At 56.7% G+C, this 11,057-nt stretch carries 9 protein-coding genes; 1 reads left to right on the plus strand and 8 read right to left on the minus strand.

Annotation, left to right across the window (positions count from 1 at the left end):
* Nucleotides 1–38 precede the first annotated feature (38 nt).
* Complete coding sequence (earP, locus tag N7220_RS05235; protein ID WP_283150409.1) at nt 39–1,160, minus strand: elongation factor P maturation arginine rhamnosyltransferase EarP; 1,122 nt, start codon at nt 1,158–1,160, stop codon at nt 39–41.
* Nucleotides 1,161–1,757: 597 nt separating this feature from the next.
* Here earP and N7220_RS05240 point away from each other — a divergent pair.
* Nucleotides 1,758–2,321, plus strand: a complete 564-nt coding sequence (locus N7220_RS05240; protein ID WP_283150410.1) for an FxDxF family PEP-CTERM protein — start codon at nt 1,758–1,760, stop codon at nt 2,319–2,321.
* Nucleotides 2,322–2,652: 331 nt separating this feature from the next.
* Here N7220_RS05240 and N7220_RS05245 read toward each other — a convergent pair whose 3' ends face one another.
* Genes N7220_RS05245 through N7220_RS05275 form a run of 7 tightly spaced genes read right to left on the minus strand, consistent with a single transcriptional unit; the run spans nt 2,653 to nt 11,037 of the window.
* On the minus strand, nt 2,653–3,912 hold the full coding sequence (locus N7220_RS05245; protein WP_283150411.1) for a glycosyltransferase family 4 protein: 1,260 nt from the start codon (nt 3,910–3,912) through the stop codon (nt 2,653–2,655).
* Nucleotides 3,896–5,209, minus strand: a complete 1,314-nt coding sequence (locus N7220_RS05250) for a nucleotide sugar dehydrogenase (RefSeq protein ID WP_283150412.1) — start codon at nt 5,207–5,209, stop codon at nt 3,896–3,898. Before N7220_RS05250 ends, N7220_RS05245 begins: the two co-directional genes overlap by 17 nt.
* Nucleotides 5,210–5,257: 48 nt before the next feature.
* The gene (locus N7220_RS05255; RefSeq protein ID WP_283150413.1) at nt 5,258–6,166 is read right to left on the minus strand and encodes a glycosyltransferase family 2 protein; all 909 of its coding nucleotides are present in this window, start codon (nt 6,164–6,166) and stop codon (nt 5,258–5,260) included.
* A 37-nt stretch (nt 6,167–6,203) separates the two neighbouring features.
* The gene (locus N7220_RS05260) at nt 6,204–7,478 is read right to left on the minus strand and encodes a glycosyltransferase (protein ID WP_283150414.1); all 1,275 of its coding nucleotides are present in this window, start codon (nt 7,476–7,478) and stop codon (nt 6,204–6,206) included.
* Nucleotides 7,479–7,494: 16 nt separating this feature from the next.
* On the minus strand, nt 7,495–9,438 hold the full coding sequence (locus tag N7220_RS05265) for a heparinase II/III domain-containing protein (protein ID WP_283150415.1): 1,944 nt from the start codon (nt 9,436–9,438) through the stop codon (nt 7,495–7,497).
* Nucleotides 9,431–10,912, minus strand: coding sequence for a lipopolysaccharide biosynthesis protein (locus N7220_RS05270; RefSeq protein ID WP_283150416.1), 1,482 nt, complete (start codon nt 10,910–10,912; stop codon nt 9,431–9,433). Before N7220_RS05270 ends, N7220_RS05265 begins: the two co-directional genes overlap by 8 nt.
* Entirely contained in the window at nt 10,909–11,037 is a 129-nt protein-coding gene (locus tag N7220_RS05275) for a hypothetical protein (RefSeq protein ID WP_283150417.1), read from the minus strand. The genes N7220_RS05270 and N7220_RS05275 overlap by 4 nt, the downstream gene beginning before the upstream one ends.
* Nucleotides 11,038–11,057: the final 20 nt, after the last annotated feature.

An 11,057-nucleotide genomic window follows, 5' to 3' on the forward strand; every position in this document is an offset into this window, starting at 1 on the left:
GTCGGGCGGCAGTTTACAAAACGGAAACTGGTAACCCGCTATTTTAACTTATCTTTGGCAAAGCTGACCAGATTTGCTGCCAGATTACCAAGACTTTCCAGATGGGTGGCCCAAGCTGCAGCATATTGCTGCGCTTGCGGCAGCATTTCACGCAAATCCGCCCACGCTCCAGCGGCCAGTTCGCGGCGATTCCAGCCGAACCAGAACGCCGCCAAACGACTTGCGCGGTATTCATCCCAGCCAGTGGTATACAGCTTGAGAAAGGCGACCAGCTTGGCTTCGTGCGCCGCATCGTCTTGTGGATAGATATGCCACACCAGCGGTCTTGCCGCCCACTGCGCCCGCACAAAGCTGTCTTCCCCGCGCACAAAGTTGAGATCGCAACTCCACAGCAAACGATCGTAATCGGGCTGCGCGACCATGGGGAGAATGTGAATATTCAACGCACCGAGCTGATGGTGCTGACCAGCCTGCAATGCCGGCAAGCCGAGAGTCTTGGCCAGTTCTGGAAGTACCCTGCCCTCGGGTACCAGCAGATTAACCGGCTCTTGCGTAGCCGCGATTTGCTGTATCAGCGCGGCTAAAGCCGGATTCTCATATGCAAACAGGCTTAATGTCAGCGCGGTCGGGTTCGCCACGCCAAGCGCCGTGAGCCATGCCCCGCGCTCCTGAACCGACCACCGCGCCCGCGCCTGGCGTGCCTGCTCTTCACCAATAACGCCGCCAGTGCCCGCGACAAAGCCAGGAAAGAAAAAGTATTTATTCAGGCCACCGCCTTGCGGCGACGCCAGCGCGTGACATCCTGTCACCCAGTCTTCAGCTGAGAGATATTCCAGATTCAGCCATAGCGGAGCGGTGGCCCGAGTCCGCATTGCTGCCAGCATGCTGGCCGGGATTTCACAAGCGAACGCTTCGATCACCACATCAGCGTCGTCAGCGGGATGGGCATTTACCGACCAGTGCCGGACCTGCACACCGTCCAGGTTCTGATTTGCTTCCAGCGGCGCGGCGGTGGGCGCAATGCGTGCCAGCGCGGCCACGTCGTCTACCCACAAAGTGACGTTTTGTCCGTATTCCTGCTGCAATTGCCGGGCCAGCCGCCAGCACACCCCAATGTCGCCAAAGTTGTCTACCACACGACAAAACAAGCTCCACCTCATCACCCAACCTCACAAAAGGCTTACACGAAACATTTTTTTGCGAAAAGAACACACTTCTTTGCAGCAAAACCCGACAAAAGGTAAAACTGTAGAAAGCATATTTCTTACAATTAATGGTAAGAATTTGATCTATTTTCCGACAAACCTTACGCACCATAATAATACTTAACTTTACCTATCAGTTTCAAACTCTTTATTTTAAAAAGGTTTTTTCTAACAAAAGGTCATTCCAAGAGCAACTAAATGTGATATTGCAACGCAGCAAAAACCATTCCACCCATCATTTACTTACGATTAAATTTTCTTTAAGTTAAATTTAATAAATAGTATTTGAAAGCAAATTGCTTACTTGATAAAATTGGTCATTGAAATGTGTAGTCAGGAATATCTGGCCGCACATCGCAAGGCGTTCATGGGGCGACGACCCTTCTCAAAATATCGCCGAACTATCGCCGCGGGGGGAAAAGTGGTCCCGGGGTTTTTATCTTCACTCTGTGCCCAAAAGTGAAGATGGTTTTTAAATTCTGATGGGCAACAAGCGAGGCCTGTTCTGCCGCAGGTCTCTTCAAGTCCGAAATAAATCAGGAGAAGTAAGTCATGAAACTACGTAATCTGGTTGCTGGCTTGGCCTTCATCGGTGCGTCTGCAGGGGCTTTTGCCTTGACGACCACCACCTACACAAACGTGACTGATATTGGGGTGGTCAGTTCTCCCCGGAACTTCATCATCGACAATACCGTCACAACTCCATCATTTGATGACTTCATCACATTTGGTGTTGATCCAACCTCGTACGCCTCCAATGTGTACTTCAGCCAATTGACTTTGGGCGGCCTGCAAAATATCGCAGCCGCAACCCTGTCTTTGTGGGACGTGACTTCCGGCCCGGTTTTCCTGGGTAGCGTGCCACTGAATGAACCTCCCTTCACCTCAACCGCTACGTTCTTCTCCGGCCATACCTATGCGCTGGAAGTAAACGGCACGCTGGAAACAGGCGCGGTACAAGGTATCTACGGCATTTTGGGCACATTGAGCCCGGTACCGGAACCAGAAACCTATGCCCTGATGGGTCTGGGTGTGGTCGCTCTGGTTGCAGCACGTGCTCGTCGCCGCAAACTGGGTGACACCAGCTTTAACTCGGTGTCCGCAACTGCGGCCTAAGGGTTTGCCGGACCGGTTACGTTTCGCCTCACGGGGCGACACACCCGGGCAGTAAAGTATCACGCAAGAACAGAACGGCTCACGACTTCGGTCGTGGGCTTTTCTGCATCCATTGAAAATGCATCGCCTCGGGTCGGCAGGCTGAGGATCAACCAACGTGCATTGTCACCAGCTTATGGTTGGGCTGATCTGCCAGCCTTCGAGTAGCTGCACAGAATAAAGCGGGCCTGGTAATGAAACCAGGCCCGCTTGGTGGACACCCGCAAATAACTTCTTACTTCTTAGTTATCACACCACCGCAAGAGCACATTCGCGCAGAGATGGCAGCTCCTCATTCCGAACGGGCTGAGGTTTCCTTGGCCGTCTGCGGGATGCCTGCTTTGGCTGTAGCCGGCGCAAACAGCGCCTCATACGCCGCCAGCAACTTGGGTACTTCGTACTTCCATTCCAGTTCGTTCATCACGCGTCGTTGACCGTACTCGCCCATGGTCTTGCGGCGAGCCGGGTCGGCCAGCAGTTCGAGAATTTTCTCGCCCATGTCGACTTCATCATTGCGTTTGGCGTAGAGCGATGCATCTTGCGCCGAGAAGCGCCCTTCGGTGAGATCAAACTGCACAATGGGCTTGGCCAGCGCCATATATTCCATGATTTTGTTCATGGTGGATTTGTCGTTCATTTCATTGGCCACGTCCGGATTAACGCATACGTCCGCCGTATTGAGCATTTCCAGCAATTGCTGGTCCGGCACGCGACCGGTGAAGGTTACATACTCGGCAATACCCAACTCTTTTGCATAGGCCTGCATCTGGGCCAGCGACGTGCCGCCGCCCACCAGACCCAGTTGCACGTCAGTGCGTTTGCGTTCATGCACGATGTGCGCCATGGCTCGCAGCAGATAATCAATGCCTTCCTGCTTGCCCATCACCCCCACGTAGCCCACCAGGAATTCGCGGCCTTTTTTCAGTTCGGGAACCGTCGGCACCTGGCGCAACCGGTCCAGCTTGGGGCCACTGCGCACCACGTAGACGTTTTCCGGCTTCATGCCGCCGCGCTCGATGGCGATGCGCTTGTACGACTCATTGGTGGCGATGGATACGCTGGCGGTGTTGAAGGTCCAGCGCTCAAACAGCACCATCAGCTTGTAAAAAAAGTCCCGCCGACCGAATTTGGCTTCATACAATTCCGGGTTGATGTCGTGATGATCAAACAGGAATTTTTTGCCAAAAAACAGTTTGAAGAAGCCACCGACCAGAAAAATCAGATCGGGCGGATTGCAGGCATGAATGGCATCAAAACCGCGCCCGAACATGACCTTGAACGCCAGGCGGAACTCATGGAACAACGCCGCCGAATACTCCAGCAAATAGCCTTTGGCGCCTTCCGCCTCCAGTGGCAACTCGTGGCGATAAATGTGGATATCGTCGACCACTTCAAAGTGCGACTCATAGCCTTTGCCGGTCGGGCAAATGATCGACACTACGTAACCGGCGTCGCGCAAGGTGGTGGCCTCCTGCCACACGCGCCGGTCAAATGGCGAGGGCAGGTTTTCCACGATAATCAGTACTTTGCGGGGTTTACCAGCAGATGCCATCGTATTTGCCCTCCTCGCTCTTGTGATCGACTACACGCACAAAGTCGATGATTTCCTGATTCGGCCGCAGACGGGTAAAGGCGTCTTTGAACTCGGGGGCATTGTTACCGATGACCAGCACTTCGGCGTGATCGAGCACCGCATCCAGCGATTGCTCCATGATGCGCGAAATGTGCGGAATCATATTGAAGATGTAATCCTTGTTGGCGCCGGTCAGCGCGGCCAGGTTCACGTTGCGATCGTACAGTTTCAGATCGTAGCCCTTGCCGATCAGGCGCTCGATCACCTCCACAATCGGGCTTTCGCGCAGGTCATCGGTGCCCGCCTTGAAGCTGAAACCCAGTACGCCGATCTTGCGTTTGCCCTTGGCGGTAATCATGGAATAGCCGCGTTCCACCTGGCGGTCATTGCTGGGCAAAATGGCGCTCAGAATCGGCAATTCCAGATCAAGGCTGCGCGCTTTGTAGTTCAGCGCGCGCACGTCTTTGGGCAGGCAAGAGCCGCCAAAAGCAAAGCCCGGCTTGAGGTAATACGGTGACAGGTTGAGCTTGGTGTCTTTGCAAAAGATATCCATAACCTGATGGCTATCGATTTCCAGACCTTTGCAAATATTGCCGATTTCGTTGGCAAACGACACTTTCAGCGCATGCCAGACGTTATCGACGTACTTCACCATTTCGGCAGTTTCGATATCGGTACGGATCAGTGGCGCCTTGAGCTCGCTGTATAAACCCGCCAGCACATCGCCACTATGCACGTCCGTCTGGCCGAGCACTGTTTTAGGAGGATTCCGGTAGTCCCATACCGCAGTGCCTTCACGCAGGAATTCCGGATTGTTGCACACACCAAAATCCACCCCGGCTTTCTTGCCGGAATGCTGTTCCAGCGTAGGAATCACCACGTCTTTCATGGTGCCAGGCAGCATGGTGCTGCGGGCCACCACGATATGAAAATCACTCTTTTCTTTAAGCGCCGCGCCGATTTCTTCGCAAACCCGGCGTACGTAACGCAAATCCAGCGCGCCGTTCAGCTGGCTGGGCGTGCCCACGCAAATGAACGACATCTCGGTCGCCAGCACGGCGGCATGCACATCCGTGGTACCGCGCAAACGACCGGCAGAAACCGCCTCCGAAACCAGTTCGGCGATGTCTTTTTCCACAATCGGGGGAATGCCCCGGTTGATCAGGTCTACTTTGCTGGCGTTAGGCTCAACCCCAATGACAGTATGCCCTTCACCGGCCAGACAACCGGCGGCGACGACTCCCACGTATCCCAACCCGAATATGCTGATTTTCATTTTGCTTTACCCCATGTGATAACAAAACCGGATACCGATTCAAAACACTCAGGCAGTTGCCGCACTGAGCATTTTCCAAAGTTTTCTGCCGCGGGCCCGGTTACGCCGGATAACCCCGCCAATGCGTTGTCCAAGCAGCGCCAGCATTGCCGCAGACGCCGAGAAATCAGGAGACAATTGACGAATAATCAATTGGTTACGTTTGATGAGCAGCCAGGTATTGGCCATGATGAAATACTCGGTCCGCCAGAAACGTTTTCTGGCGCCACCGGTGGCTTGGGCCGCCGGCAAATTGACCTGCACCGCACGCGTGTCGAGGAATATCTGCTGCCCCAATGCCCGGCTGCGCAGCAGGAAATCGGTTTCCTCGCGATAGGCGTTACCGCGATACACCCGGTCAAAATCAAGCCGTGCCGCCTGGCGCGTCTCGATCAAAAAACTGGCATGGCAAACCGGCACTTCCAGCACTTTGTCCGCAACGCAATCGAACTCGAAACGCAGGCGTTTGAGGTCTGCCACCTGCTCGGCGGTTTGCACGCGGGTACGCCGGGCCGCCGCCAGCGTGGCCGAGGTTTCATCGTGATTCATATACACTGCTGACGCTCCGATAATGCTTCCCGGATGCTGGCTTGCGGTCTCCAGCAAACTACGGATGGAGCCTGGCAATAGGACCGAGTCATCGTCGCCAAAATAGATGTACTGCCCGCGAGCCAATGCCTTGCCCCGGTTTTTGGCGGCGGTCTGGCTCAGGTTTTCTGCCTGCCGAAAATAACGGATGCGGCTGTCCCGCGTGATCAGGCGACGCACCACAGCGGCGGTATCGTCGGGCGAGCAATCATCAATCACGATCAATTCGATCACGTTTTCCTGCAGATACGTCAGCAACGTCTCTTCGATCAGGTGAGCGCGCTTGTAAGTCGGCACGATTACGCTCACGGTGGCGTCATGGGCTGTCATCGTTCAGCTCTCTCTAACAATAAAAAAACCTGGCATCTCAACCCACCTTCTGGTCAATGCCGCGAACGGCAACAGTCCGGGTTGGAGCAGCAATCTCATGGGCTCGGCTGTTTTGCAAAACCGGCAGAATCTCGGCAATACGGCTGGACTGAAAGCATTGGCGGGCGCGCTGCCGTTGCAACGCGTAAGCCGGGGTATGCAGATCTGCTTGCAAGGCATTCTGGATAGCCTGGGCAAAGGCGTCGGCCTCGGTCGCCACCTGAAAGCAAGCCGCAACGTTTTCAGGCAAGCCCGCCAAACCTTGTGGCGTGCTCACCAGCGCAGCGGGCGTAAACAGCATTTCCACCGATTTGACATTGACCCCGCTGCCCGCAAACACCGGGTTGATCAGCACCTTGGCATTGCGCAAGACCACTGCGGCATCTGGCGGGCTTTCGATCAGGGTGATCTGAGGCACCGCGGCCAACAGCGCGCGAATGCGTTCATTGGGGCGGCTACCGGCGATAAAAATGCGCAGTGCCGGGTTACGTTGCAGCAGCGTAGGCACCACTTGTTCGATAAACCAGCTGATGCCAAACACGTTGTTGGGCATGAACAAATTGCCCAGGTAACCCACATCAAACTCGGGCGCGCGGCTAACCGGTGCGCTCAACCTGGCGGCCATTTCCTGATCAACCAGCGTTGGCAGCCAATGCCCGTGGGTAAATCCGCAGGCCCGCCAGTAAGCGAGGTCGTCCACCGAGATATCAAAAAATGCCTCGGCCTCGCGCAGCACCCGGCGCTCGAAATGTTCGACATTGCAATTGCGCAGCAGCCAGTGCGCTTGCTCGCGCATACCGTGGGCGGAATTGAGTTGGTAACGGGTATAGCGGTGCTCGATATTATGCGAGCGATAAAACAGCGGGCGTTGCAATGCGTGGGCCAGTTTGAGCGCCAAATCACCGCCATACAGACCATCCAGCCACACTGCATCCACAGCGGCAGCGCGTTCGCTACCGAGCACTGCGGCATAGGCCTGCTCTGACAGCGAGCGCGCACTGGCGGCCCAAGGTAGCGTCAGCAGCCGGGCCAGGCGGGGCAGTTTTGAGGCAAAGCCTGTCTGAAATGGCAAGACCACCACGGATTCTGCCTTCTCGCGAATCCGGGCCAGATTTTCTGCTAACTCCGGGTCACCAGCTTCAGCTTGATGCCAGCAGACGATGCGCAGTTTGACGCCTGCATCATGCAAGGCGCACACCCGCCGCCACATATCCACGGTACCGCCGTGGTTGGGTGGATAAGGCAATTGGGCGCAAATGAAGGTCAGTCGCATTGTCGGTAGTCCTGGCCTAATTCAAAGGAGTAAAGCGCGTGACAAAGTGAGCCCCGGCGGCATTCCCTTCCAGGTAAATGCCCTGGCGGAAATACGGCTTGACTGAACTTGGCACCGAGCCGACAAATACCCGTTGCAATGCGGGGCCAGACACGCTGAAACGAAAGCTTTTATTGCCGCAAACCAAAGTGGCCGACCAGTTGGCAGGCGCGGCGTAAACGGTGGTGTTCTTCCAGTAGCTGAAGGCGCTGCCCTCGGGTAAGTCGCCCGACCCCGCCTTGGCGCCATCTGGCGTCACCTGGCACAGGGTGTTGTAGATCAGCCCTAGCCGGGCCGGTGCTGATGATGACCGGGTGATATCAACGGTATCGACAAAGTCATTTCCGCTGACGGCCATTTGCCGTTGCACGGCGGCATCTTTGCGATAGGTCGGATGCGCGGCCGTAGCGGCATTGCCGTCTGCAGACAACGCAATGAAACGCCCTTCTGACGGATACGGCATTTGCCCGTCACCATCAATCAACGGCACGTTATGCGCCGGGGCCAGCCGGAAATAGCGGGCATGCAATGGCGAGCCGTAACCCACGGTGCCAGGTGACTGCAGAATCCAGGTATCGCCATGCTGCAGTTGCAGATTCAGCGCTTCCTGGTGAGCATGCGATGGCGCCTTCTGGCCGTAAACCATCAAGGCGTGCCAGTCGCGATTAACCACTTGCACCGCATCCAGTCCGGGGAAATGGCGAGACACCACCGCAGGCACCGCCTGGGGCTTGGTCGAGGCGGCGGGCGGATCAAGCAATGTGTCCCAACTGCGGGCGGTGGCAACGTCGCTCAGCGCCACCCAGGTGGGCAACACACGATACGACTGTGCCCACAACGGACGGTTGGGTGATGGCCGGTTTGGCGGCGTATCGTTAATTGCTGGCGAAACACCCGGCTGGAAGGTCAGCTGCGCCGGCGCAATCATCAGGTTTTGCGCCCGCCATAACACGTCTTTCAGGCTATCGAGCTGGTTGCGTACCGACGCGGCCGTCAACACGGAAACCAGCGCCTGCACTACGTATTCCTGATACGACAACGAGCCCTCGAACCAGAAATCGTCGCTGGACATGCCGCCATCGAGCAGGCCGCGCAAACCCAGTGGGCCATCACGACCGCTGCTGATCCATTCCTGATTGTTGAACTCCATGCCAGCGGCGGTAATCGCGCCCGCCTCCCACACCGAGATATTGTGTACTTTGCGCCGCGACTGCATCTGATTGGCGACCATCGGCGCAATCAGATTGGTTTGCCAGTCGGCAATGCGCGCGTTATCCACACTGCCGCGCAACAAGCGGATCACCTCCACCAGCAGGAACATCTGGTTGGATTCGTCCAGCGCCTGCGAAAACATGCGCGACTGACCGTTCCAGGTCTGCAATGGGAACTTCATGTAATTGCGGGCGTAGAAATCCATTTGCGCGGCGGCCCAGTCGCGATAGCGCACATCGCCCTGCAGCTTGAATTGCCGCGCGGCCTCCAGCATCTGTCCCTGGTTGTACAAGCGCTCCAGCGCCACCCAGGCGGCGATCTGTTTTTGATTGCTGCCGGTGGCTGCCGGCATGGGCGTGGATGGCGTCCAGGTCAGCCAGGCGCCGGTGGATGGATCGACATAGTCGTGCACCCAGCCCACGGGCAGATCTGCGTTGTCATGCGACAGCTTCATCCAGGCATTAAGACCATAGCGCCGCTGGGTAACCCAGTCGCGCCAGGCCGGATCATTTTTGGCCAGATTACGCGCGCGGTCCCAATCGTCGGTGGCCTGCCTGGCCGGAGCATAAGTCCCGGTGCCCGCCTTGACGTCACCCATGCGTTCGCGCACGTCTTTGTCTGCGTCCGCGGCATGGACAATGCCTGCCTCAAGCAGCGCCAGCAAAACGCATCCACTGGCTATCATGCTCAGTCGCAAATACTTAGCCATGTTTCAGACTCCTGATTGCGACCAGTAAACCCATCAAACGCTGGCGGGCAAACAAACCCAGCGTTCCCAGATACAACACAGCACCAACACCGCCCTTGAACACCAGTGCGAGTAACGGTGGCCAGCTAGCGCAAGGCTCGGCCAGCAGATAAATGCCGCCCCACAACACCACCACTGCAGCGAGGAAAGGCAGTATCCGGCCCAGCCATTCGCGCAGCGAAATCGCCAACGCGTGCCGCACCAGCCAGTAGCTCAGCGGCATCAGCGCGACCTGGGCCAAGGCGCAACCAATGACGATGGCCAACAAGGAATAACTGTGCGCAATCCAGATGCTGATCAGGGTCGCCACGGCTTTGAGTGAGGACAGCAACAAGGAGTGCGACGGTTTGCCGCAGGCATTCAGAATGGTGCTGTCGTAGTACTGCACTGCCTGAGCCGCGCCCAAAAAGGCCAGCGGCACCAGAATGTGTTCGCTGCCTGCCCAGCGCGCGCCGAACGCCACGTGGCATAGCTCTGGTGCCAGCGCGGCAACCAATATCCACACCGGCACGGCGACAAACACCGTCATGGTCACCGCCTGGTAGTACACCTCGCGCATGCGAACACGATCTCCGGCCATGCGTGAGAAAGCCGGCATGGCTACATCCAGCAAAACCGAACCGAGCAGCTGGGCAAAGATGTAATACAGTTTGGAGCCAACCGAATACATCCCCAGACTGACCACGCCGAGCCAGAATCCAACGGCCAGGTCGATCAGCCGATAGTTGCTGAACTCGATGACGCGCACGCCCAGAATATTGATGCCGAAGCGACTCATCTGGCCCAGTCCGGAAAAATCGAGTTCCCGGCTTGGGTACCAGCGCGAACGCCACCACAGCATGGCCAGATTAACCACCGCTGCGACCAGCAATTGCGCAACCAATGCCCACACGCCAAAACCCAGCCAGGCCAGTGCTACGCCAGCCACCCCGCCCGCCAGCGTGGACACCAGCCCGCGCATGGCCAGGCGCTTGAACTGAAATTCGCGCCGGAACAGCGCCAGTTGGCAAAACCCCAAGGCGTTGATCAACAAAGACAAACTGCCAATGCGCAAGATATTGGAGAGCCCATGAATCTTCATGCCCTGCTCGACCAGCGGCGCGCACAGCCAGATGCCGCCGACAACCAGCAGCGACACCAGAAAATTAAGCAGGAAAACCGTATTGAGCTGGCCTTGCGATACCGTGGGGCGCTGCAAGATGGCATCGCCCAAGCCCTGATCTACAAAGAGTTCGAGAAAGGCGAACACGGCGAAAGCAGCGGCAAAGGCGCCAATCGATGCCGGATCGAGCAAGCGCACCAGCTGAAAATAAATAACAAACCCGACCAGGCGGCCACCCCAGTTGCGCACCGCCGACCAGATCAGGCTGGAGCGCACTTTGCTGGCAACGTTATCGTCGGCCAGGATCGCACCATCATCGACCCGGATATTCATCGGAACCGACCTGGCACGTCGCCATCAGCGGACACGGCAATGCGAGCCAGCACCAGTAACGGTGCGCGTGACTTCACCTGGCAGTAAAACAAAGTGGCATCAACAAGTGGCTGTATGAGTGTCATGTTCGATTTTCCGGTAATGA

The organism is Silvimonas soli (genome assembly GCF_030035605.1).
GTDB classification, from domain to species: Bacteria; Pseudomonadota; Gammaproteobacteria; order Burkholderiales; family Chitinibacteraceae; genus Silvimonas; species Silvimonas soli.

What these genes read in the sequence shown, in the direction of transcription:
- earP (WP_283150409.1), bottom strand. Translation starts at nt 1,160, where the DNA reads ATGAGGTGGAGCTTGTTTTGTCGTGTGGTAGACAACTTTGGCGACATT.
- N7220_RS05240 (WP_283150410.1), top strand. Translation starts at nt 1,758, where the DNA reads ATGAAACTACGTAATCTGGTTGCTGGCTTGGCCTTCATCGGTGCGTCT.
- N7220_RS05245 (WP_283150411.1), bottom strand. Translation starts at nt 3,912, where the DNA reads ATGGCATCTGCTGGTAAACCCCGCAAAGTACTGATTATCGTGGAAAAC.
- N7220_RS05250 (WP_283150412.1), bottom strand. Translation starts at nt 5,209, where the DNA reads ATGAAAATCAGCATATTCGGGTTGGGATACGTGGGAGTCGTCGCCGCC.
- N7220_RS05255 (WP_283150413.1), bottom strand. Translation starts at nt 6,166, where the DNA reads ATGACAGCCCATGACGCCACCGTGAGCGTAATCGTGCCGACTTACAAG.
- N7220_RS05260 (WP_283150414.1), bottom strand. Translation starts at nt 7,478, where the DNA reads ATGCGACTGACCTTCATTTGCGCCCAATTGCCTTATCCACCCAACCAC.
- N7220_RS05265 (WP_283150415.1), bottom strand. Translation starts at nt 9,438, where the DNA reads ATGGCTAAGTATTTGCGACTGAGCATGATAGCCAGTGGATGCGTTTTG.
- N7220_RS05270 (WP_283150416.1), bottom strand. Translation starts at nt 10,912, where the DNA reads ATGAATATCCGGGTCGATGATGGTGCGATCCTGGCCGACGATAACGTT.
- N7220_RS05275 (WP_283150417.1), bottom strand. Translation starts at nt 11,037, where the DNA reads ATGACACTCATACAGCCACTTGTTGATGCCACTTTGTTTTACTGCCAG.